The sequence below is a fragment of the Ruegeria sp. HKCCD7559 genome, from assembly GCF_013110575.1.
Taxonomy (GTDB): domain Bacteria; phylum Pseudomonadota; class Alphaproteobacteria; order Rhodobacterales; family Rhodobacteraceae; genus Ruegeria.
Genome location: NZ_WVQU01000001.1, coordinates 881,842 through 904,189, shown reverse-complemented (window position 1 = coordinate 904,189; position 22,348 = coordinate 881,842). Strand labels below are relative to the sequence as shown.

Annotated in this window: 19 protein-coding genes and 3 tRNA genes; 8 read left to right on the top strand and 14 right to left on the bottom strand. The window is 59.1% G+C overall.

Annotation, left to right across the window (positions count from 1 at the left end; genetic code table 11):
* Positions 1-62: 62 nt before the first annotated feature.
* Positions 63-659, bottom strand: a complete 597-nt coding sequence (gene purN / locus GS605_RS04545) for a phosphoribosylglycinamide formyltransferase (protein WP_171723194.1) — start codon at positions 657-659, stop codon at positions 63-65.
* A complete protein-coding gene (gene purM, locus GS605_RS04540; protein ID WP_171723193.1) occupies positions 656-1,702 on the bottom strand; it encodes a phosphoribosylformylglycinamidine cyclo-ligase in 1,047 nt (348 codons plus the stop codon). The genes purN and purM overlap by 4 nt, the downstream gene beginning before the upstream one ends.
* Positions 1,703-1,808: 106 nt before the next feature.
* On the opposite strand from purM, the gene GS605_RS04535 reads away from it, so the two are divergent.
* Positions 1,809-1,885, top strand: a tRNA-Ile gene (locus GS605_RS04535).
* Positions 1,886-1,938: 53 nt separating this feature from the next.
* Here the strand turns inward: GS605_RS04535 and GS605_RS04530 are convergent.
* Both GS605_RS04530 and GS605_RS04525 read right to left on the bottom strand, forming a co-directional pair.
* Entirely contained in the window at positions 1,939-2,496 is a 558-nt protein-coding gene (locus GS605_RS04530) for a hypothetical protein (protein ID WP_171115717.1), read from the bottom strand.
* Between the two features lie 98 nt (positions 2,497-2,594).
* Positions 2,595-3,914 (bottom strand): ATP-binding protein, encoded by a 1,320-nt coding sequence (locus tag GS605_RS04525; RefSeq protein WP_171723192.1) that lies wholly within the window; start codon positions 3,912-3,914, stop codon positions 2,595-2,597.
* A 44-nt stretch (positions 3,915-3,958) separates the two neighbouring features.
* Here GS605_RS04525 and GS605_RS04520 point away from each other — a divergent pair, with 44 nt between their 5' ends.
* The 3 genes from GS605_RS04520 to GS605_RS04510 all read left to right on the top strand — a co-directional run bounded on the left by GS605_RS04520 (position 3,959) and on the right by GS605_RS04510 (position 5,226).
* Positions 3,959-4,873, top strand: a complete 915-nt coding sequence (locus GS605_RS04520) for an MBL fold metallo-hydrolase (RefSeq protein ID WP_171723191.1) — start codon at positions 3,959-3,961, stop codon at positions 4,871-4,873.
* Between the two features lie 76 nt (positions 4,874-4,949).
* Positions 4,950-5,024 (top strand) — tRNA-Asn (locus tag GS605_RS04515).
* Between the two features lie 127 nt (positions 5,025-5,151).
* Positions 5,152-5,226, top strand: a tRNA-Asn gene (locus GS605_RS04510).
* A gap of 21 nt (positions 5,227-5,247) precedes the next feature.
* On the opposite strand, the gene GS605_RS04505 is transcribed toward GS605_RS04510, so the two are convergent.
* The 4 genes from GS605_RS04505 to zwf form a co-directional block, all read right to left on the bottom strand.
* A complete protein-coding gene (locus GS605_RS04505) occupies positions 5,248-6,867 on the bottom strand; it encodes a long-chain-fatty-acid--CoA ligase (protein ID WP_171723641.1) in 1,620 nt (539 codons plus the stop codon).
* A gap of 180 nt (positions 6,868-7,047) precedes the next feature.
* On the bottom strand, positions 7,048-8,658 hold the full coding sequence (gene pgi, locus GS605_RS04500; protein WP_171723190.1) for a glucose-6-phosphate isomerase: 1,611 nt from the start codon (positions 8,656-8,658) through the stop codon (positions 7,048-7,050).
* 4 nt (positions 8,659-8,662) lie between these two features.
* A complete protein-coding gene (pgl, locus tag GS605_RS04495; protein WP_171723189.1) occupies positions 8,663-9,334 on the bottom strand; it encodes a 6-phosphogluconolactonase in 672 nt (223 codons plus the stop codon).
* On the bottom strand, positions 9,331-10,785 hold the full coding sequence (gene zwf, locus GS605_RS04490; RefSeq protein ID WP_171632169.1) for a glucose-6-phosphate dehydrogenase: 1,455 nt from the start codon (positions 10,783-10,785) through the stop codon (positions 9,331-9,333). Before zwf ends, pgl begins: the two co-directional genes overlap by 4 nt.
* A gap of 163 nt (positions 10,786-10,948) precedes the next feature.
* Between zwf and GS605_RS04485 the strand changes: the two genes are divergently transcribed.
* Positions 10,949-11,902 (top strand): radical SAM protein, encoded by a 954-nt coding sequence (locus tag GS605_RS04485; RefSeq protein WP_171723188.1) that lies wholly within the window; start codon positions 10,949-10,951, stop codon positions 11,900-11,902.
* On the opposite strand, the gene GS605_RS04480 is transcribed toward GS605_RS04485, so the two are convergent.
* Positions 11,903-12,565, bottom strand: coding sequence for a hypothetical protein (locus GS605_RS04480; RefSeq protein WP_171723187.1), 663 nt, complete (start codon positions 12,563-12,565; stop codon positions 11,903-11,905). It lies immediately after the preceding gene.
* A gap of 99 nt (positions 12,566-12,664) precedes the next feature.
* Positions 12,665-12,934 (bottom strand): usg protein, encoded by a 270-nt coding sequence (locus tag GS605_RS04475; protein ID WP_152458119.1) that lies wholly within the window; start codon positions 12,932-12,934, stop codon positions 12,665-12,667.
* A 193-nt stretch (positions 12,935-13,127) separates the two neighbouring features.
* On the opposite strand from GS605_RS04475, the gene gyrA reads away from it, so the two are divergent.
* Together gyrA and GS605_RS04465 are read left to right on the top strand one after the other, a co-directional pair.
* Entirely contained in the window at positions 13,128-15,854 is a 2,727-nt protein-coding gene (gene gyrA, locus GS605_RS04470) for a DNA gyrase subunit A (RefSeq protein ID WP_171632161.1), read from the top strand.
* Between the two features lie 131 nt (positions 15,855-15,985).
* The gene (locus GS605_RS04465; RefSeq protein ID WP_171632157.1) at positions 15,986-16,648 is read left to right on the top strand and encodes a hemolysin III family protein; all 663 of its coding nucleotides are present in this window, start codon (positions 15,986-15,988) and stop codon (positions 16,646-16,648) included.
* Positions 16,649-16,969: 321 nt separating this feature from the next.
* Here the strand turns inward: GS605_RS04465 and GS605_RS04460 are convergent, their stop codons facing one another.
* Genes GS605_RS04460 through GS605_RS04450 form a run of 3 tightly spaced genes read right to left on the bottom strand, consistent with a single transcriptional unit; the run spans position 16,970 to position 20,392 of the window.
* A complete protein-coding gene (locus tag GS605_RS04460; RefSeq protein ID WP_171723186.1) occupies positions 16,970-18,439 on the bottom strand; it encodes a carboxypeptidase M32 in 1,470 nt (489 codons plus the stop codon).
* 1 nt (position 18,440) lies between these two features.
* A complete protein-coding gene (ctaA, locus tag GS605_RS04455; protein ID WP_171723185.1) occupies positions 18,441-19,589 on the bottom strand; it encodes a heme A synthase in 1,149 nt (382 codons plus the stop codon).
* Positions 19,590-19,648: 59 nt separating this feature from the next.
* A complete protein-coding gene (locus GS605_RS04450; protein WP_171723184.1) occupies positions 19,649-20,392 on the bottom strand; it encodes an RNA methyltransferase in 744 nt (247 codons plus the stop codon).
* A gap of 155 nt (positions 20,393-20,547) precedes the next feature.
* Here GS605_RS04450 and GS605_RS04445 point away from each other — a divergent pair, with 155 nt between their 5' ends.
* The gene (locus GS605_RS04445) at positions 20,548-21,168 is read left to right on the top strand and encodes a thiamine phosphate synthase (RefSeq protein ID WP_171632147.1); all 621 of its coding nucleotides are present in this window, start codon (positions 20,548-20,550) and stop codon (positions 21,166-21,168) included.
* On the opposite strand, the gene GS605_RS04440 is transcribed toward GS605_RS04445, so the two are convergent.
* Complete coding sequence (locus GS605_RS04440) at positions 21,165-22,307, bottom strand: HupE/UreJ family protein (protein ID WP_171723183.1); 1,143 nt, start codon at positions 22,305-22,307, stop codon at positions 21,165-21,167. The two genes, GS605_RS04445 and GS605_RS04440, sit on opposite strands and share 4 nt — an antisense overlap.
* Positions 22,308-22,348 lie beyond the last annotated feature (41 nt).

Below are 22,348 nucleotides of genomic sequence, written 5' to 3'. Positions count from 1 at the left end.
CCCGAGCGTCGTCGACGACCATAGGCCGATTATTACACGGGTGTAAATCACCCACAGAGCCTTCACGGCAACAGGACGGGCGACCTGTTGCCTTCTGCAAAGCGCCGCAGCACTTCGGGGTAGAGTTTATGCTCCCACACCAGCACCCGCGCAGCCAGCGATTCCGGTGTATCATCGGCTTTGATCGGGACCCGTGCCTGACCCAGAACCGGGCCATCATCCAGCGCCGCCGTCACCTCATGCACCGAGCAGCCGTGTTCGGAATCTCTGGCTTGAATCGCGCGGGCATGGGTGTGTAACCCTTTGTATTTTGGCAATAATGAAGGGTGGATATTGAGCATCCGGCCTTGAAACCGAGACACGAAATCCGCTGTCAGAACCCGCATAAAGCCGGCCAGACAGACAATGTCGGGGTGCGCCTCTTGCAGGGGCTTCAAAAGCTCGGCTTCAAAGGCGCTGCGGTCCCCCTTGAAAGGGCGATGATCAACCACTGCGGTCGGAATGCCACGGTCCGCAGCTTTTTTCAGCCCGCCTGCCTGCGCATCATTGGACAGCACCAAACAGGGCCGCGCCGGATGATCTTTGGTCATGCTGTCAACAAGCGACACCATGTTCGACCCGCCCCCGGAGATCAGGATCGCGACGCGCTTCTGGCTCACAGCAGTTTGCCCGAATAGGCAACGCCGGGCGTTTCCGTGACGGCACCGATCCGAGCGACGGTTTCACCGGCATCGGCCAGCAGGGCTGACAGCTCATCCGCCTTGTCTGCGGCGCACACGACAATAAGGCCGATGCCGCAATTGAAGGTCTTGAGCATTTCCGCCTCAACGATACTGCCGGTCTTCGCCATCCAGCCGAAGACAGGGGGCAGTTGCCAGCTGTCCAGATCGATCCGGGCCCCCAGCCCTTGGGGCAGCACGCGGGGAAGATTTTCGGTCAACCCACCGCCGGTGATATGCGCCAGCGCATGCACACCACCTGCGCGAACCGCAGCCAAAGCCGGTTTTACGTAAAGGCGTGTGGGCGTCAGAAGTGCCTCACCCAGATTGCCCTCTCCAAAGGGCGACGGCGAATCCCAGCCCAGACCGGACAGTTCGACCAGCTTGCGCACAAGCGAATAACCGTTGGAATGCACCCCGTTCGAGGCCAGACCCAAAAGGACGTCACCGGCTTGAACGCCCGCAGGTAGATCTGCGCCGCGTTCCATCGCACCGACCGCAAACCCGGCCAGATCAAAATCGCCATCGGGATACATTCCCGGCATCTCGGCGGTTTCACCACCGATCAGGGCACAGCCAGACTGCGCACATCCTTCGGCAATCCCTTCGATGATCCGCGCCGCCGTATCGGTATCCAGCCTGCCGGTCGCGAAATAATCGAGGAAGAACAGCGGCTCGGCCCCCTGACAGATCAGGTCATTCACGCACATGGCCACCAGATCGACGCCGACCCCGTCCACGACGCCGGTATCAATCGCAATCCGCAGCTTGGTGCCCACGCCATCCGTCGCACCGACCAGAATCGGGTCCTGGTACCCGGCAGCCTTCAGATCGAACAGCGCGCCAAATCCACCCAGGCCGCTCATCACACCGGGGCGGTTGGTCCGCTTGGCGGCGGGTTTGATCCGATCGACCAGGGCGTTACCCGCGTCGATATCCACACCTGCATCGGCATAGGTGATTCCGTTTTTACCCGCTGTCATGTCCGGTCCCTCAAGAAAGCTTTGCGGGCGGGTTAGTCGATTGTGGCGTTTGTTGCAACGGTCAGGCTTGACGCGGCCGTTCACCGTGATACCCAAGCGCCTAGGCGGGCCTGTAGCTCAATTGGTTAGAGCAGAGCGCTCATAACGCTTTGGTTGGGGGTTCGAGTCCCTCCGGGCCTACCATTTCGCCGAGACATCCAGGTGGGTTGTTGCCGTCTTGACGTTGATGCGCTGGCTTATCCGTCCGAATCTTCGAACCCAAAATAGGCGTCGAGCTCCTCTTGGGTTACTTGCCATTCATAGGAATAGCCGTCGCGCCCCCCAAAGCTGTAATCCTCGTGACTGCCGGACAGGCTCGGATCTTGATGCACCGCCTCCAAATAGGTCTCGAATTCATCAGGATCGACCCAGAACGACGCATCCATAATCATCATGTAATAATCATAGGCGAGAGGCTCGTCGAACTTGCCGAAGTCATTCTGCAAATAGTCCAGCATTTCGGCGCAAAATATCGCCATATTGGCACGCACCTGAACCGGAAGAGGTGCAAGATCCTCGTCGCCATCCACCACGTCCTGCTGCGACGCATGCCACAACTCGGATGCCAACGATTCGATCAGGTCGGACCGCAACCATTTCAGACATGTATCGCCTGCCCCGATAAAACCGGTCAGACGTTCCACCCGCCTTTCATCGGTTTCGTCATACCACTGCCAAAGAGGCAGCAGGGCCGCAAGTGTCGCGCACCCGACAAACCCCTTTTCGGCCAATTTCACGAATCCTGCGATAACCATCCTATGCGCCCCCAAAAAAGCAAAAAACTATGGGGACAGGATGCCATGGCAAGACAAATTAACAAAATTGAACCCCAAGCGCAGACATAACAGGGGGTCTATCGCCCGATTATTATGTCCGCGCAGAGCCCTCCGAGACGTTCGCTTTTCGACAGACGCAAAGCTCCACCATGCGCGCGCGCGACATCCGCCACAATCGCAAGACCAAGGCCAACGCCACTGCCCTGATTCTGATTGCGAGCCGGGTCGAGCCGCGTGAAAGGCTTTACCGCCTCTGTACGTTGGTCCGCAGGTATACCGGGGCCGTCATCCTCAACACGGATGCGCATCGATTTCGCGTTCAGAAACAGGCTGAGCTCGGCCCGGCTGCCATAGCGCATGGCATTTCCAATCAGGTTTTCCACCGCCCGGCGTACAGCCAAGGGGCGTATCATGACCGTCCCCTGCCCCTCGACCGCGATCAGCTCTGCCTGATGACCAGCCCGTTTTGCATCATCCACGATCTGGCGGAGAAATTCATCCGGTTGGACCTCTTCCGCCGATCCCTCGGCAGCCCCACGCGAAAAGTCCAGAAACGCATCCAGCAAGGACTGCATTTCCGTGACATCCTTTTGCAACGGTGCGGCCTCGTCTTCCGGCAACATCGACAGTCCAAGCTTCAGGCGCGTCAACGGGGTGCGCAGATCGTGGCTGACACCCGACAGCATCAACGTCCGTTGCTCGATCTGGCGTTCGATACGGGACCGCATATCCAGAAACGCATTTCCCGCCGCACGAACCTCGATGGCTCCACCGGGTGAATACGGAACGATTCGTCCCCGCCCGAAGGCCTGCGCTGCATCAGCGAGGCGCGTAATGGGACGCAATTGATTCCGCATGTAAAGAAACGAGATCGTCGTCATGATGACCGCAAAGAACACCATGGTGACGATCAATTGATGCGGGGCCGCGGGCGACAACCTGCGCCGATCGAACGTCAATTGCAGCACTCCCAGATGCGTCTTCAGATAAACCCGCGCCTCTTTGCTGCTGGGTAACGCCACGGCGGCAAGATTGGGCAACCTGGCATACAGTTCGGATTCGACCTGCGGGGCGATGAAATCGTACCATCGCCGCGCGCCAATCTCAGGCTGTTCGTTGACGCCCAGAAACCTGGCCTTCATCTCAAGGGCCTGCAAATCGGGACGAATCGACGCCAGCGCCTGTTGTTGCGTTTCCGCGTCCTCGATCATTGTCGAAATCAGCATCACCTCGCGGGATGCCGCGCGTGTCATCTGGCCGGTGACATCCTCAAGATGCTTTTGAAGGAACGCGATTCCCACGACCAGCAACAACACGATCACAGGTAAAACCAGGATCAGCGCTGCCCGGGCGTAAAGACTGCGAGGCATATAAGGTTTGAGCCAATGCGAAGACATGCGCTAAACCTAACGGGCTGCCCGGACAAGAGAAAGAGCACAGAATGCAGGCACCAGATGATTTCGATCCGCCCGTCGGCCAGCCAGAGGAACTGCATCCGGGTTTGCGGCGTATTCTGGCCCCGAATCCCTCTCCGATGACCTATCGTGGCACCAACACGTATCTGCTGGGTGAACGCGACATTGCCGTCATCGATCCAGGCCCCGCAAGCGAGGCACATCTGGGCGCAATTCTGGATTCCTTGGCGCCGGGTCAAAGGATCAGCCATATCATTGTCACACATACGCATGTGGACCATTCACCCCTGGCGGCTCCGCTGGCGGCGCGCACAGGGGCGACGATTTATGCTTATGGCGGGCCCGAGGCGGGGCGCAGCGCCGTCATGACCGATCTTGCCGCGCAGGGGCTGACCGGCGGCGGCGAAGGCATCGACACCACGTTTCGCCCTGATGTCGAAGTGGCGGATAGTGAGACCATCAATGGCGACGGGTGGCAGCTTGAGGTCATTCACACACCGGGCCATCTGGGCAATCACATTGCTCTGGCCTGGCAGAACATCTGTTTCACGGCGGATCATGTCATGGGGTGGGCCAGCTCGTTGGTGTCCCCTCCGGATGGTGATCTGACCGACTTCATGACTGCCTGCCATCGGCTGCGCGCGCGCGACTGGTCGGTTTTCCATGCCGGCCATGGCGCACCGATCACCAGCCCTGCCCAACGTTTGGACTGGCTGATTGCACATCGCCAGACCCGCGAGGCGCAGATTCTGAGCGCATTGGAAGAAGAAGACGGGACAGCGCGGCATCTGGCTGGGCGCATCTATACGGATACGCCAGCGGCATTGCTGCCCGCAGCCGAGCGCAACGTTTTCGCTCATCTCGTTGATCTGACTGGAAAAAACAGAGTGACGCCCATTGGCCCACTGTCAGTTTCATCTGTTTTTCGGCGGCTTCGCTAAAACAGTAAAATTTTTTGATGGTTCTCGTACTTAACCACTGGACGTCCGGAATCGGGGTTGCTATATGCGCCTCAGTTCCGGCGTAGCTCAGCGGTAGAGCAGTTGACTGTTAATCAATTGGTCGTAGGTTCGATCCCTACCGCCGGAGCCAAAATACCCCTTCGTTCAGACCTGCATTGGCGTCAGAAAACACATCGATTTATGCCGGTTTTTTTCGTCGAAAAACACACGCACCCTCTGGACGTCTGGAAACCGGATTGCTATACGGCGCGAACCGTTCCGGCGTAGCTCAGCGGTAGAGCAGTTGACTGTTAATCAATTGGTCGTAGGTTCGATCCCTACCGCCGGAGCCAATTCCCCACAACGAAGCAGACCTACCCTGTCAGGGCGTCGCCGAACTCGGCCCGAAGCTTGCGTTTCAATACCTTTCCGGTCGCGCTCAGCGGCAATGCGTCGACAAAGACAACCTTGTCCGGGATCTGCCACTTGGCGATTTTGCCTTCGAAAAAGGCAAGCAAATCCTCTTCGCCGGGATTTTCACCATCGGCTTTGACAGCAACCAGCAAGGGGCGTTCATCCCATTTCGGATGCGGAACACCGACCACGGCGGCCGTCGCAAGCTGGGGGTGGGCCACGGCGATGTTCTCAAGCTCGACCGAACTGATCCATTCCCCGCCGGATTTGATGATGTCCTTGGATCTGTCGCGAATGGTCATGTAGCCATCCGGGTCCAAAGTGGCCACATCTCCGGTGGCGAACCAGCCATCCTGCAACAGATCCTGATCCTGCAACTGGAAGTAGCTGTCCAGAACCCAGTGACCCCGCACCATCAAATCGCCCTGGGTTTCGCCGTCATGCGGCAGATCATTCCCATCTTCGTCCACGATTTTCAACTCAACCCCAAAGGGTGGCCTTCCCTGGCTCAGGCGGATCTTGTGCTGGTCTTCCGGCGGCAGCTTCAGGTGTTTGGCCAATGGATAATTCGTCGTGCCCAGCGGGCTCATCTCGCTCATGCCCCAGGCGTGGACCGTGTCAACGCCATAGGTTTCGCGGAAGGTTTCGATCATCGACGGAGGGCACGCGGCGCCGCCGATAACCGTACGTTCAAGGCTTTTGAGTTCGGTTCCGCATGCTGCGGCATGGGCCAGCAAGCCCTGCCAGATGGTCGGCACACCCATGGCCAAAGTCACGCCATAGGTGTCGATTAGATTGACCAGTGCCTCGCCGTGCAAATCCGGCCCGGGCAACACAAGCCGCGATCCCGACATGGCGCAGGCGTAGGGCGATCCCCAGGCGTTGACGTGGAACATCGGCACAACCGGCATGACAACATCCATCGCTGAATACCCGATCACATCCCGTGTGTTCGATGCAAAGCTGTGCAGCAGTGTTGACCGATGAGAATACAACACGCCCTTTGGATTGCCCGTGGTTCCCGACGTATAGCACAGACCGCAGGCGGTCTTTTCATCCAGGTCGGGCCATTGGAAACCTGCATCCCCGGTCTCCAGCAACTCGTCATAGAACTTCAGATCAGGAACCTGAGCCGCAGCCTCTTCATTGCGAGGCCCCATCAGAACAAAATGCTGAACCTCGGACAAAGCGTCATGCAGCGCGGCGACCAGCGGAATGAACGTCGCATCAAAGAACAGAACCCTGTCCTGAGCATGGTTGATGATAAAGGTCAGCTGCTCGGGGAACAGGCGGGGATTGACCGTGTGACAGACATAGCCCGCGCCCGACGTGGCAAAATAGATCTCAAGATGCCGCCGATTGTTCCAGGCCAGTGTCCCGATCCTGTCCTGCGGTTCCAGCCCCAGATTCGTCAAGGCCGACGCCATCCGTCGGGCATTCACCGCAATCTCGGACCAGTTGGTTTCAGTGACCGTTCCATCCGTTTCAACCGAAACAATCTCGGTCTGGCCGTGATAGCGGTCTGCGTGATCGATCAGCGACGAAACCAGCAAGGGCTGCGTCATCATCTGTCCTAGCATGGACATCCTCCCGTCCTTGGCGAGACCTTGGATGGCCTCTGCCTTGTCCATCTGGCATTGACGGCTTGGGGCGTGACCCGATGCGTCAATACAGTCGTTTCCTACGGAGGAACCCTGCCAATCATTTAATTGTCTGACAATAAAAGAATGCAGCCCAACACGGTCGTGGGCGGCATTTTTTCACTCCTGGTTTCGGTGTTTCAGCGCGTAGGCGACCAATGCGGCGGTTGATCCGTCTTTACCGTCAGCACTGGCAACACCATCCACGACAGGTCCGAGCGAGTTGGCAAGTTCTTTGCCCAATTCCACACCCCACTGATCAAAGGAATTGATGCCCAGCAGAACACCTTCAACGAACACACGATGCTCGTACAGCGCGATAATCTGCCCCAGAACGAACGGTGTAAGCTTCGGATAGATCAGCGTCGTGGAAGGGCGGTTGCCCGGGAACACGCGGTGTCGCGCCTGCCGGTCAAGTTCGTCGCCATCAAGGCCTTTTTCCGCCATGCGTTCACGGGCTTCATCCAAAGACCGGCCACGCATCAAAGCCTCTGACTGGGCCAGACAGTTGGCCAAAAGCAGGCGGTGATGGTGGGTCAACTCGGGTTCGTGCCCTTCGGCGGCGACCATGAATTCGCAGGGAATGACATCCGTCCCCTGATGGATCAGCTGATAGAACGCATGCTGGCCGTTGGTGCCCGGCTCACCCCAGACCACCGGCCCGGAAGGGGCAGCCAGCGCAGATCCGTCCATCGCGACAGATTTGCCATTCGATTCCATTTCCAACTGCTGGAGATAGGCCGGCAGGCGCAGCAGCCGCTGATCATAGGGCAGCACAGCGCGGCTGGTGCAACCCAGAACCTGACGGTGCCAGATGCCGACCAGCGCCAGCATCACAGGCATGTTTTCCACCCAATCCGCCGAGCGGAAATGCAGATCCATCGCCTGCCCGCCTCGCAGAAACGCATCAAATGCATTTGAACCGACGGCAATCATGACCGGCAATCCGACCGGCCCCCAGACCGAATAACGCCCACCCACCCAATCAGCGAAACCAAATACATGCGCCTCGGGGATGCCGAAAGCCTGCGTCTTGTCCAGCGCGCTGGATACGGCGGCGAACTGGCGGGACGGATCACCTCCGCCCTCGGACATCCAGGCGCGGGCCGTGCGCGCATTGGTCATCGTTTCGATCGTGGTGAATGTCTTGGACGCGACAATCACAAGCGTCCGTGCAGGATCCAATGGGCGCAACGTATCCGCGATGTGGGCCCCATCCACGTTCGAGACATAATGCAGGCGCGGCCCGTCATGATACGGAGCCAGCGCATGAGTGGCCATGACCGGGCCAAGATCCGACCCACCGATGCCGATATTGACCACATCGGTAAAGCTGCCCCCTGCCCCGGCAATCGCACCACCGCGGACTTCTTCGGCAAAGACCCGCATTCGTTGCAGCGTGTCCAGAACCCCGGGCATGACGTCCTGACCATCCACTTCGACCGGGCCACCGTCCAGATTGCGCAACGCCGTGTGCAGCACCGCGCGCCCTTCGGTTTCGTTGATCTTCTTCCCGGTAAACATGGCGTCGCGCCGCGTCGCAAGCCCGGCATCTTCACACAATTGCAGCAGCGCAGCGCGCACGTCTTCATCGATCTGCGTTTTTGAATAATCGAACAGCAAATCCCCGGTCGAGGCTGAAAACGCCGCGGCCCGGGTTGCATCCTTTGCAAACAGGTCGACGATACGGCGGTCAGCCGCTGCAAGCGCCTTCAAAGCATCCAACTGCATTGCCTCACTCCGCCCAATGAACCGTCATGCCGCTGAGGACAGCGGCGATCGGTGCCTCTTCCGGTGGCATCGACATGGCTTTGTCCAAAACGTCTCGTTTTGCCTGCCCGTAGATGATCAGATGTTTCGACAAGGCCCCGTCCAGAACAGGGGCCGTCAAAGAAATCCGGGCCTCTGGCTGCACATCGGTCCGGGCGACGATCAAGGTCGGCGCCTGGCTGTCGAGGGCCTTGTCCAGCCCGTCCATTCCGGGGAACAACGAGGCCGTGTGCATGTCTTCCCCCATCCCGAGGACAAGAACCGACAAAGGCAGCACCGGCGCGATCAGCGATTCAACTTCCGGCAAAGCCGATTCAGGCTCTGCGCCCGGAACATAAAGTGGGATATACTGTGCCACGGATGCCCGGTTGGTCAGCAGTCTTTCCCGGATCAGGCGTTCGTTCGAACGTTCGTGATCAGCCGGCACGCAGCGTTCGTCCGTAGGCAGAACCCGCACACGGTCCCACTCGAGATCGGCAGCACACAGGCTGTCAAAAACCGGCCCCGGTGTCGTCCCGCCGGGGACGGCCAATGCAACCGTGTCATTGTGCAACAAAGCGGTCTCAAGCTCACCCGCCAACGCGTTTGCCACATCGATGGCCAGCATTTCTCGGTCGGCATATTCTTGAATGTTCATGGCTTTATTCCCTGCCAGCGGCGACCATCCCGTTTCATCAGCAGCTCGGCGTCGCCCGGTCCTGTGCTGCCACTGTCATAAGGTTTGGGCACGTCCCCGCGCGCCAGCCATCCGGCGATGATCGGATCGGTCCAGGCCCATGCGGCCTCGACCTCGTCCCCACGCATGAACAGCGTTTGGTTGCCCCGTATCACGTCCATGACGAGGCGCTCGTAAGCATCTGGCGGGTCTTGATTCTCGGGCCCCAGCGCTTCGGCGAAACTCATGTCCAGTGGCACGTCGATCAACCGCATTCCGCCTGGCCCCGGCTCCTTGATCGTCACTTTCAGCGTGATCCCCTCGTTAGGTTGCAACCGGATCGATAGCGCATTGGCGTGACGCCCGGCCTCTTCCCCGAAAATCGAATGCGGCGCGTCCTTGAACATCACATTGATAATCGACGAACGCGCCACCAGCCGTTTGCCCGTACGCAGATAAAACGGCGTGCCTGCCCATCGCCAATTGCTGACATGCGCCTTCAGCGCCACATAGCTTTCAGTGGTCGAGCGTGGGTTGCCGACACATTCGCGGTATCCCGCCCCGTCCGGCCCTGCCGAAAACTGGCCGCGCACGATGTGATGCGGCTCCACCGGATCAAGCGCCCGGATCACCTTGAGCTTTTCATCTCGCACCGCGTCCGGATCGAACTTTGCCGGGGGTTCCATCGCAATCAGGCACAGCAGCTGCATCAGGTGATTTTGCACCATGTCCCGCATCGCGCCGGCGCGTTCATAGTATTCTTCGCGCCCATCGATACCGACGGTTTCGGCAACGGTGATCTGGATATGGTCGACATACTGGCTGTTCCACAGCGGTTCGAACAGCATATTGCCAAACCGTACGGCCATCAGGTTCTGGACGGTTTCCTTGCCCAGGTAATGATCGATTCGGTAGATCTGGCTTTCATCAAAATGCGCAGCCAGTGTGGCATTCAGCTCTCGCGCGCTGCCCAGATCATGCCCGAACGGTTTTTCCACCACGATGCGCGTATCTTCGGTCGCCAGATCATAGGCCCGGACCCGCTCGGCCAAAGGGCCGAACAGGCTGGGGCCGACCGAGAAATAGAACGCACGCACGCGGTTAGGCGACAGTTTTTCACCCAGCAGGTCCCATCCTTCGGCTGATACTGCATCCAACGGGACATAATCGACCCGCTGTAGAAAACGGGACACTCTCTGGGACTCCGAAGCGCGGACCGCAGCATGCCGGTGCAGCGATTCTGCGACCATCTGCCGGAAATCTTCTGCGGAATGGCCCGCACGCGCTGCTGCGATAATCCTGGCATCCTCATGCCATTGCCCGGCGCAAAACCGACGGTAAAGCGCGGGCAGAATCTTGCGCTGTGCCAGATCGCCGGTGCCGCCGAAAATGATCAGATCAAAGGGATCAACAGGTATGACGCGTGAAACCATGAATTGTCCTTACCCCGCCCCTTCCGGCATGTCCAATGTTAGCGCAACCATACGGCAATAAATCACTCTGTTCAAAACTCTGTCAGAACCGCTGCGTCACCCTTACCAAATCCGCGACAAAGGGCTAGATCGGATTGATGACCTTTAAGAACCGGATGCGGGAATGAAAGACAACGCCCCACAGCTCGCCAATATCGGCAAGTTTCAAAACAAATCGGTGACAGCTGACGGCCAGACCCGCGCAAAGGTTTCCCTGACACGGCCCGAGACCCTTTGGTTCAATACGGGCACTTTGTGCAATATCGAATGCGTGAACTGCTATATCGCCAGCAGCCCGACCAATGACGCTTTGGTTTACGTCACCGCTGACGAGGTCCGGAACTACCTTGATCAGATCGAAGCTCGCAACTGGCCCGTGCACGAGATCGGGTTCACGGGCGGTGAGCCGTTCATGAACCCGGACATGATCGACATGACACGCGCCGCGCTGGAACGAGGGTACAAGGTTCTGATTCTGACCAACGCAATGGCGCCGATGATGCGCCGCAAAATGCGCGACGGGTTGCTGGGATTGCAAAAGGAATTCAACCACATGTTGACTCTGCGCGTTTCGGTCGATCACTTCCGCCCGGCCCTGCATGACGAAGAACGCGGTGACGGCAGTTTCGACAAAACCCTGGCCGGTATGGAATGGTTGCGCGACCACGGTTTCAACATGGCCATCGCCGGGCGTACGGTCTGGGGGGAGTCAGACGCGGAAAGCCGTGCGGGCTATGCCAGGTTCTTTGCCAGGCACAGATTTGACATTGACCCGCAGAACCCGGCTCAGACCGTTCTGTTTCCCGAAATGGACGAAACTGTCGAGGTTCCAGAAATCACCACCGCATGCTGGGGAATTCTTGACAAATCCCCCAACGACGTCATGTGCGCCAGCGCCCGCATGGTGGTCAAGCGCAAAGGGGCCGAAAAACCTGCTGTCCTGGCCTGCACCCTGCTGCCCTATGAGCCCGAGTTCGAGATGGGCCATACCCTGGCTGAGGCCGAGGCGGACGTGCATCTGAACCACCCTCATTGCGCCAAATTCTGCGTTTTGGGCGGGGCCAGCTGTTCTGGCTGATCAGTTCAGCTCGGGCGATTTCCAGAACTTGGTGCCGGACGCGCCGGCCGATACGCGCCAGCCCTTTTTGTTGAGAACAAAGAACGAGCGTCCATCAGTGAAACGCAGGGTTTCGCCCGTTTTATCCTCGCCATACATGGCCCCCGTTTCTGCGGTCGCGTCATAGCCCTGGTTTATAAACTTATCCAGATCAGCGGGGGTTTCGAACAGGATTACGAATTTGGTCTCGAAACCACCGATGCCGATGGCGCCGCCAACGCCGCCCGTTCCCATGTTCATATATGTGTGTTGCCCGGTGTCTTTCGACACCGCCACGCCCCGGCCATAGCCCGCCGACACGGGGAATACCGTAACCTTACGGGAGTCGAACACCGCATACCCGGCACTGACGTCATAAAGTGGCCGCGCATCGGGGTTTTCCGCCAGAAGCTGATCCAAAATCTCGCCTGCCATCGCGTCAAGCTTTGCGCGCGTTTCTTCAGGTGTTGCCTCGTTGGACAGCAGCTCCGAAGTGGACGTGATCGTATCGTCAACCGCTTCGGCACCTTTGTCGATCGTCTTCCCGACGCTCTCGGCACCTTTCTTGATCTTGTCCAGAACACCCTCGGCAAAAACGGGGCTGCTCATGCAAAGCGCTGCAACAAAGAGAACGGCTCTGATCATTGTTTTTTCCTGTGACGCCATTAGATTGGCAGCGACCATACGCGACTTGCCTCAAATGAGAACAGGAATTCCGACGCACACGCGGACCTGGCCGATCACTCAGTTCACGCGAAACTCACCAACCATGTTGCGCCACTCGCCCGGTGCGATCATCTTGCGGTGCGTGAATTTCACGGAATGCAGCGGCCCTTCTATTTCTCGTTGCCAAAACTCGATGAATTCAAAGAGTTTCGGATGATCCGGCGCAAGGTCATATTCCTGCCAGATGAAGGTATTCAGGACGTGGACGTAATCGGGCATGTGATAGAAAAATTCGGCCGTTGTCAGGCCATAGCCCTTGAGCATCAATTCGGTTTCACTTGTCTTCATGCAGACCTCCGGTTTGTTGCACGGTATTCTCAGGCTAGCACGAAAACCCCCTAATACTTAGATAACAATATGTTACTTGGGTGTTACCGAGGATTCGAACCTTGGGGAGCGCTGCTTGCTTGCACCTTATGTGCCGGGTCTGATAAGGTGCATCCACAAGATATAGACCCAGCACAAAATACGGGCAGTTTACGTGAGCGATACGCCAGAAATCCCCGAAAACATGGATGAAACCCCGCCCGAGCGCCCTGTCTATGACGGCCCGACGGTCTCGATCGAATCCGAGATGCGCACGTCCTATCTGGACTATGCGATGTCGGTCATCGTCAGCCGCGCGATCCCCGATCTGCGCGACGGTTTGAAACCGGTGCATCGGCGCATCCTCTATGCGATGCACGAGACCGGAAATACCCATGACAAGGCCTATCGCAAATCGGCCCGTCCGGTGGGTGACGTGATGGGTAAGTATCACCCCCACGGCGACAGCGCGATCTATGATGCGCTGGTGCGGATGGCGCAGGATTTCTCGATGTCGCTGCCGCTGCTGGATGGTCAAGGCAACTTCGGCTCGATGGACGGCGACAATCCGGCGGCCATGCGTTACACCGAAGTGCGGATGGACAAACCCGCCGCAGCCCTGCTGGCGGATATCGAGAAAGAGACGGTCGATTTCCAGGACAACTACGACGGCAAGGACAAGGAACCGACTGTCCTTCCCGCCCGTTTCCCCAACATGCTGGTCAACGGCGCCGGCGGTATCGCCGTGGGCATGGCCACCAACATCCCGCCGCACAACCTGGGCGAAGTGGTTAACGCGACGCTGGCCCTGATCGACGACCCGGACCTGACGTCCGAGCAACTGATCGAATACGTTCCCGGCCCCGATTTCCCGACCGGCGGCGTGATGCTGGGCCGATCCGGCGCGCGCAAGGCCTATCTGGAAGGCCGCGGCAGCGTAATCATCCGCGCCAAGACCCGCGTTGAAGAGCTGCGCAAGGATCGCTATGCCATCATCGTGGATGAAATCCCCTATCAGGTGAACAAGGCTTCGATGATCGAGAAGATCGCCGAAGCCGTGCGCGAAAAGCGCATCGAAGGCGTCAGCCATGTTCAGGACGAATCCGACCGCAACGGCGTACGGGTGGTGGTCGAGCTGAAACGCGACGCAACGCCCGAGGTGGTGCTGAACCAGCTGTACCGGTTCACGCCTATGCAAACCTCGTTCGGCTGCAACATGCTGGCGCTGAACGGCGGCCGCCCCGAGCAGCTGACCCTGCGCCGTTTCCTGACCAGCTTCATCGATTTCCGCGAAGATGTCGTTGCCCGCCGCACCGCCTTTGACCTGCGCAAGGCGCGGGAACGCAGCCATATCCTGTGCGGTCTGGCCGTGGCGGTATCGAACGTTGACGAGGTCGTGGCCACGATCCGGTCTTCGGCCGACGCGGCCGAGGCACGCGAAAAGCTGATGACCCGGCGCTGGCCGGCCGCCGACATCGCGGACTATCTGCGCCTGATCGACGATCCGCTGTCCAAGATGAACGACGACGGGACCTATAACCTGACCGAGGTTCAGGCCCGCGCCATCCTTGACCTGCGCCTGCAACGCCTGACGCAACTGGGCGTCAAAGAGGTCACGGACGAGCTGGAAGACCTGGCCGCAAAGATCAAGGAATACCTGGATATCCTGTCCTCGCGCGAACGCATAATGGGCATCATCGCTGATGAACTGCGCAGCGTCCGCGAACAATTCGCGGTACCGCGCCGCACCGAGATCGTCGACTGGTCGGGCGACATGGAAGACGAGGACCTGATCGAGCGCGAAGACATGGTCGTGACCGTGACTTCGGGCGGCTATATCAAGCGCACGCCGCTTGCCGATTTCCGCGCGCAAAAGCGGGGTGGCAAGGGGCTGTCGGGCATGCAGACCAAGGAAGAGGACGTGGTCACCACCCTCTTCGTGGCCAATACGCACACCCAGCTTCTGTTCTTCACCACCGACGGGATGGTCTACAAGCTCAAGACCTGGCGCCTGCCCCAGTCGGGGCGCACCGGCAAGGGTAAGGCAATCGTCAACATCCTGCCGATTCCCACCGGCGTTTCCATTGCGGCGATCATGCCGGTCGATGTGCCGGATGAAGAATGGGAAAACCTTCAGATCGTCTTCGCCACCAGCGCCGGAGACGTGCGTCGCAACGCTCTGAGCGACTTCACTAACGTCAAGCGCAACGGCAAGATCGCGATGGACCTGCCCGAGGGCGTGGAACTGGTCAACGCGCGCATCTGCTCGGACGATGACGATGTGATGCTGGTCACCAACTCCGGCCGGGCGATCCGTTTCTCCACAACAGACGTGCGGGTGTTCAAGGGGCGCAAATCGACCGGCGTGCGGGGCATCCGACTGAACGCGGGCGACCGCGTGGTCTCGATGTCGGTGATCCGTCATTTCGAGGCCACCCCCGACGAGCGCGCCGCCTATCTGAAAATGCGCCGCCTGATGGCCGGCGTGACCGACGACACCGACGCCGACGAGGATGGCGGCAATGCCGACAGCATCCTGCCGCAGGAACGCTATGCCGAGATGTCGGCGGCCGAGAACCTGATCCTGACCATCACGGCCAAGGGGTCCGGCAAGCTCAGCTCGTCGCATGACTATCCGGTGCGCGGCCGTGGTGGCATGGGCGTGATGGCGATGGACAAGGCGATGCGGGGCGGCCCGCTGGTGGCCTCGTTCCCGGTCGAAATCGACGATCAGATCATGCTGGCCACCTCCAAGGGACAGTCGATCCGGGTTCCGGTCGACGGCATCTCTTTCCGCTCGCGCAGCGCCGGCGGGGTCAAAGTGTTCAACACCGGCAAGGGCGAAGAGGTCGTCAGCGTCGCCCGGATCGCCGATCAGGGTGATGAGGAAACCGAAGAATAATCCTCACGCTTAATTACGGATATGAAACAAAACGCTCGCTCTGCGGGCGTTTTGTCATTCTGGATCACGATATCGATAGCTCTCGGGATGATCCGCTTGCCCGAAGCCATTCTGACGCCTAGCTTTTATATATGTGGTCATTTGCACATATCCGACCAGCTTACAGCCGCACAGAACGTATCAGCGACGGGGTGGTCCATGTGCTCGGTGTCTCGAGTGCGTTGATTGCGGTTCCCCTGCTGATCACGATGACCATCAATTACCGGTATGATCAATCTGCGGTACTGGGTGCCTCGATTTACGGGGTGACGTTGATACTCATGCTGACGTTTTCTGCGTTGTACAACATGATCGAAAGCAAGGAATGGCGCGGGTTTCTGCAACGGCTCGATCATTCCGGCATCTACGTCAAGATCGCAGGGACCTATACGCCGTTTTTACTGTTGTCCGGTGCTCAGTCCCCCGGGCTGTTGCTCGGGTTGTGGTCCTCGGCAACGCTTGGGTCAGTTCTCAAGATGTTAGACCCAAACCGGTTCCGCTGGTTCGGGCTTGCGTTATACCTATTGATGGGTTGGGCGGTGGTCTGGGCCGGGCAATCCATGTTGGCAGACCTGTCCCCCACAATCGTCACGCTGATGATTGCCGGAGGGCTCGTGTACACGGCCGGGGTCGCCTTCTACCTGCTGGACTGGCTGCCGTTCCACAATACGATCTGGCACGTATTTGTGTTGGTCGGCAGCGTTTTGTTCTTTGCAGCCGTCGCGGCCCGAATCGAACTGGTTCAGGTCGTTTAGGATAACCTGTTCGTGTTTGTCAGGGAAAAAGTTTGCGCAAAACGAGAGTTGGCGTCGCCCAATAAAGGGTTCCGCGTGAAGCCGAAGACAAATTGCGCGGCATGTCCCGCGACCATCTCTCCGTCTTCACCAGTCCAGTTTTGTGTTGGAAGCCCCTATACCAAGGCATTCACCGTCTCAAACCAGTCAAGCATCAGATCGCTCCAGCCACTTGGAACGCCATGCCCGGCCTCATAACCGATCACCGAAATGGTCAAGCCAAAGCCAATGTTGCAACGCAAATGGCGAGAAACCTTACCAATCGGCTAACGATTCATGCTGTCACAGCTTGTACAATCCGCTGAACTTCTGTTCCAGATAGTCCAGCAAAGGTTCGGGCCCCGGCTCTACTCCACTCGCCCGTCGGATAATCTCGCGCGGGGCATAAAGCCCGCCGTGCTGCTGGACGTGTCCACGCAGCCAAGCGGTTGCGCCTGATGTGTCACCTTCTGCAAGTTGCGCATCCAGTTCAGGAACTGCGCCGCGCAGTGCCTGATACAGACATCCTGCATAGACATTGCCCAGCGAATAGGTCGGGAAATAACCGAACAGTCCAACCGACCAATGCACATCCTGCAAACAGCCGTTCGACGGTTTGTCGACCGCATAACCGAAGTCGGCCTTGAACCGGTCATTCCACGCCGCTTCCAGCTCGCTGACCTGCAAGTCCCCGGCCATCAGAGCGCGCTCAAGATCGAAGCGAAGCATGATGTGCAGATTGTATTGCACTTCATCGGCTTCGGTCCGGATATAACCGTTATGAACCCGGTTGACGGTAGCGTAGAAAGCATCTGCATCGGCAATTCCGAAATCGCCGAATGCGTCTTTCATCTGATCGAACAACCATCCCGTAAACGCACGCGAACGGCCAAGCTGGTTTTCATAGATCCGGCTTTGGCTTTCATGCACACCCATGGACACGCCGCGCCCCAGCGGCGTCAGCAGGTAGTCGCGGTCGATCCCCTGTTCGTAAGCCGCGTGGCCGACCTCGTGAATGGTGGAATAAAAGCAGTTGAACGGGTCCGTTTCGCTGGTTCGCGTGGTGATGCGCACATCCAGGCCCGAACCCGAGCTGAACGGGTGAACCGCCTTGTCGACACGGCCGTTGTTGAGGTCATAGCCGAAGGCGACCGCCAGTTTTTGCGTAAGCCGCATTTGGGTCAGCTCGTCAAAGCTTCCGGTCAGCGCAGCAGGTTCCGGGCGTTCCAGAACGGCCGCACGCAAGGCCACAAGACGTGGGCGCATTTCATCAAAAATGGCCGCGATCTGAGCGCCGGTCGTATAGGGTTCATAATCCTCGACCATGGCATCATAGACGTCTCCGCCCTGTGCCAGCGCCTCGCCTTCCTGGCGCTTCAGCGATACGACCTCTTCCAGCACAGGAAGGAAGGTCGAGACATCTTCGTCCGCGCGCGCCTGTGCCCATGTTCCCTGTGCGGCGGACGTGGTCCGGGCAATCGCCGTGGCCAGATCAGCGGGCACCTTGACCGCCCGATCATAGGCGCGCCGGATTTCCCGAAGCTGCGCCTTTCCGACTTCATCCTGTGGCGCGGCCTGATCCAGCCACTCTGCCACGCGCGGATCCGATCGGCGCGCGTGCAGGACGGCCTCGATCGCCGCCATTTCCTCGGCGCGTTGAGGCGCGGCCCCGCGCGGCATGACGGTTTCCTGATCCCACCCCAATCGTCCGGCAATCTGGCCCAATGCCGAGGTTTCACGCTGAAAAGCCATCAGTTCGTCGAAAGCCGTCATGTCAATTTACTCCGCGCACAGATGTTGCGATTGGATATGCAGTCAGGAACCGCGCGCGCAGGATCAGGGTCCAGACGACAACGGCCATGAACTGGTGAAAGATGGCGATCTGCCACGGCGCTCCGTAGACGACGGTCACGATACCGACGACAACTTGCACCGACAGGGCCGCGAAAGCCGCGTTGAAGGCGAAGCGCGTCTGAGGATGCGCGCTGGCACCGCCGCGGCGCCAGACGACAATAGCAAAGATGAACAACAGGTAGCCTGCGCAGCGGTGGATGAACTGCACAAGCCCCGGGCTTTCGAAGAAATTGCGCCACATCGGCTCCAACGCGTTGGCATCTGGCGGCAGCAGCTGCCCGCCGATCAGCGGCCAGTCGGTATAAGACCGACCAGCGTCGATCCCGGCGACAAGCGCGCCAATAAGTATTTGCAAAAAGGCGAAATGCATCAGGCCGGTGGACAACGAGAACAGTTTCGCTTCCTTCATGCGACGCGCCTGCATCAGGTCACGTTCTTCCCTGCCAAGCTCGAATATATACCAGGCGAGGAACCCGAGAATGACGAATGCCAGTCCCAGATGGGTGGCCAGGCGATAGCTGGCGACGGCGGTCATCCCCTCGCCCTGCGTCACACCCGAGGCGACCATCCACCAGCCGACAGCCCCCTGCACACCGCCCAGAAGGCCGGGGATCAGCAGCTTGCCGGTCCAACCCGTGGGTATCTTGCGGGTCACGAGGAAGCCCAGGAAACCGGTGGCCCAGACCAGCCCGATCACGCGGCCCAGTTGGCGATGCCCCCATTCCCACCAATAGATGGTTTTGAAGTCGCTCAACTGCATCCACTGGTTCTGAATGCGCCACTGGTCAATCTGCTTGTACTTGTTGAACTCGGCCTGCCAGTCGGCCTCGGACATCGGCGGGATCGCCCCTGTAATCGGACGCCATTCAGTGATCGACAGCCCGCTGTCAGTCAGCCGCGTCAGACCGCCGACAGCGATCATCACCACGACCAAAGCGAACAGGATCATCAGCCAGGCACGGATTGCCTTACGCGCACCGCCACGCCCCCGGTCGATCATACCGGGTTGAACGGCCTGTTGTTTTTCGGTGTCCGAGACCTCTTCGAAGATGCTGCGCTTACCGCTCATGCTGTCCTCATGTCCTGATTTCGTCGCAAGCTAGGGCTTGATGGAAGATAGGTCCAGCCTCAGCCTTTGTCTTTCCAGCGGACCATCTGCCGCATGATCCCATGCAGCATCTGCACGTCGGCCCGCGTCATCCGCATCCGCGACCACAGGTTGCGCAGGTTGGTTTTCATGCCCTCGGCCTTTTCAGGGGGATAGAAGAACCCGGCCTCTTCCAGCCGGTCCTCGTAGTGTTCCACCAGTTTCTCAACTTCAATCCCCGTGGCCCAGTCCCCCTTGCCCAAATCGGTGGATTCATGCACCACGTCGCCGGTCTGGCGCATCCACTCATAAGCGGTCAGCAAGACGCATTGGCCCAGGTTCAGCGACGCGTATTCCGGGTTCACGGGCACCGAGATGATTGCATTTGCCTTGGCGATGTCTTCGTTCTCCAACCCCGCGCGTTCGGGGCCGAACAGAACCGCAACCTTTTCGCCCGCTGCGGCCTTTTCGGCGGCGATCTGCATGGCGCGCTCGGGGCTGTAGACGGGTTTCGTCAGGCCGCGTTGCCGTGCAGTGGTGGCGAAGACAAAAGTGCTGTCGGCCAGCGATCCGGCCAGATCGTCAAACAGCTGCGCTTCGTCCAGCAACCGGCCGGCACCGCTGGACATGGCCACCGCCTTGGGGTTTGGCCAGCCGTCGCGGGGCGCCACGATGCGCATCCGGTCCAGTCCAAAGTTCCACATCGCCCGGGCGGCGGCACCGATATTCTCACCCATCTGCGGGCGAACAAGCACGAAGGAAGGCTGGGATTTGTCGCTGGGCATGGTTCACCTTGTAAAAACTTGGCCTGCTGTAATCGGCAGGCTCTTGCAGGGCAAGGCGCTGGGGCTGGAATTTGCTTGGTCTCGGCCATAAAAGTTTGCTTCCCCGCCGCAATCCGCTAAACCGCGCCAAAGACCAAAAGCCGAAGGACGCGCCCATGGACACCCCCGAGCAGCCGCAGATTTACCTGATAACGCCTCCGACCATCGAGCTGAGCACGTTTCCGGCCAAACTGGCATCGGTTCTGGACGGGGCCGAGATCGCCTGCATCCGCCTGGCGCTGGCTGGCAACGACGAAGACACCATCGCCCGTGCCGCTGATGCCTGCCGCGAAGTGGCCCACGCCCGCGACGTGGCCATCGTAATTTCAAACCACGTGCTGCTGGCGCAACGTCTGGGGCTGGACGGGGTGCACATGGATGACGGCGCACGTTCGGTCCGTGCCGCGCGCAAGGAGCTGGGTCCGGATGCGATCGTCGGAAGCTTCTGCGGCGCGTCCAGCCATGACGGCATGACGGCAGGCGAACACGGCGCAGATTATGTGGCCTTCGGCCCCGTTGGCACCGCCACGTTGGGCGACGGAACCCGCGCCGAAAAAGATCTGTTCCAATGGTGGTCCGAGATGATCGAAGTCCCGGTCGTGGCCGAAGGCGGCCTGACGCCCGAATTGATCGGCGATCTGGCCCCCTGCACCGATTTCTTCGGCATCGGGGACGAGATCTGGGGCGATGACGACCCGCTGGGTGCGCTGAACAAGCTGCTGGCGGCAATATCTTAAGCCAGCAACCAGGGTTCAGCCATCCAATACACGCCGATCCCGGCGATCAGCATCGAGGTCAGAACCGAAATCCGGCCTCGTTTTCTGTGTGACCCGCCTGCAAGCAAAAGCGCGCAGGCAAAGGCCAGAACAGCCACAAAGACGACAGGTACTAGATTCCCGACACCAAACCCCAAAACAGCCGGAGCCAGATGATCGGGCGGCACCCCGATCTTTGTCAAATCCGAAGCCAGTGCCAATCCGTAAACACAGCCTGCGGCAAGCACGGCCAACAGGCGCCAGACCTGCAAGTGCCGGGCCACCAGGTTCCATAGCGCCAGAATGATGATCGCAGCCACCAAGGCCTGATCCTGCATGTTTTCTGGTACGTCCAGCACGCCGTACATGCCCAACCCGAGCCCGACAAAAACCCCTGCTGCCAAAAACGCCACCTGAGACATCACAGGCCGCAGGCTCAGCGTCAGCATCACGAGTGTCAGAACAAGGATGGATGGCTTGAGGAGGCTTTGAACAAATCGGCTGATCCCCTTTGCGAAATACGTCTGCAGTGTCTGCTCTGTTGTTAGCGATGCCCCGCCCTGCAACGGGATCAGTGGGCTGATTTCTCCGGCAGTCAGAAACCCTGTATACGGGGCCATCACGTTTTGCTGACGAAGAACGACTGACCCGCTGTACTGCGGCCAGGTCAGGCGCAGATTCGATGCGTGATCCGGCAAACGTGCAGTCAACAACAACTTGGAAACACGCACTTTTTCCGTGTCGCCCACCACCGGTATACGCACACCTTCATAAGACAGGTCCAGGCGATCAGGCGCTTCGACCACAAGGCTTTGCTTCCAGACCTGAACAAAGTCTCTGATCTGCGGTTCCAGTTCCGACGACACCAATCGTCGCAGAGATCGGTACTGTGAATTGCCGGAATAAGCGTCGGGTTGTGTCGGATCGGCACCGACCAGCATGGCCTCGGCGTTCAGTTTCACCTCGAGAAACAGAGTGTCATCCTTGACCCAGAAATCAATGACCGTCGGCGGGGCCGTTTGCGCCGTTACGGATCCCGGATGCAAGGTCAGAAGAACGAAAAAACTCAGGGCGCAGGTATTGAGGGCTCGGAGGATGGCACGGAAGACGGGGCCATTCATACGAAACGCTCCAACAGGAAAATCAAATCACCAATCATTGC

Bases quoted from the DNA above. Each gene is read 5' to 3' on its own strand.
- GS605_RS04445 (WP_171632147.1), top strand. From the start codon at position 20,548: ATGGACACCCCCGAGCAGCCGCAGATTTACCTGATAACGCCTCCGACC.
- GS605_RS04480 (WP_171723187.1), bottom strand. From the start codon at position 12,565: ATGATCAGAGCCGTTCTCTTTGTTGCAGCGCTTTGCATGAGCAGCCCC.
- GS605_RS04485 (WP_171723188.1), top strand. From the start codon at position 10,949: ATGAAAGACAACGCCCCACAGCTCGCCAATATCGGCAAGTTTCAAAAC.
- GS605_RS04440 (WP_171723183.1), bottom strand. From the start codon at position 22,307: ATGAATGGCCCCGTCTTCCGTGCCATCCTCCGAGCCCTCAATACCTGC.
- GS605_RS04505 (WP_171723641.1), bottom strand. From the start codon at position 6,867: ATGCTAGGACAGATGATGACGCAGCCCTTGCTGGTTTCGTCGCTGATC.
- purM (WP_171723193.1), bottom strand. From the start codon at position 1,702: ATGACAGCGGGTAAAAACGGAATCACCTATGCCGATGCAGGTGTGGAT.
- GS605_RS04460 (WP_171723186.1), bottom strand. From the start codon at position 18,439: ATGACGGCTTTCGACGAACTGATGGCTTTTCAGCGTGAAACCTCGGCA.
- pgl (WP_171723189.1), bottom strand. From the start codon at position 9,334: ATGAACATTCAAGAATATGCCGACCGAGAAATGCTGGCCATCGATGTG.
- GS605_RS04530 (WP_171115717.1), bottom strand. From the start codon at position 2,496: ATGGTTATCGCAGGATTCGTGAAATTGGCCGAAAAGGGGTTTGTCGGG.
- GS605_RS04525 (WP_171723192.1), bottom strand. From the start codon at position 3,914: ATGTCTTCGCATTGGCTCAAACCTTATATGCCTCGCAGTCTTTACGCC.
- GS605_RS04465 (WP_171632157.1), top strand. From the start codon at position 15,986: ATGTGGTCATTTGCACATATCCGACCAGCTTACAGCCGCACAGAACGT.
- GS605_RS04520 (WP_171723191.1), top strand. From the start codon at position 3,959: ATGCAGGCACCAGATGATTTCGATCCGCCCGTCGGCCAGCCAGAGGAA.
- zwf (WP_171632169.1), bottom strand. From the start codon at position 10,785: ATGGTTTCACGCGTCATACCTGTTGATCCCTTTGATCTGATCATTTTC.
- GS605_RS04450 (WP_171723184.1), bottom strand. From the start codon at position 20,392: ATGCCCAGCGACAAATCCCAGCCTTCCTTCGTGCTTGTTCGCCCGCAG.
- pgi (WP_171723190.1), bottom strand. From the start codon at position 8,658: ATGCAGTTGGATGCTTTGAAGGCGCTTGCAGCGGCTGACCGCCGTATC.
- ctaA (WP_171723185.1), bottom strand. From the start codon at position 19,589: ATGAGCGGTAAGCGCAGCATCTTCGAAGAGGTCTCGGACACCGAAAAA.
- GS605_RS04475 (WP_152458119.1), bottom strand. From the start codon at position 12,934: ATGAAGACAAGTGAAACCGAATTGATGCTCAAGGGCTATGGCCTGACA.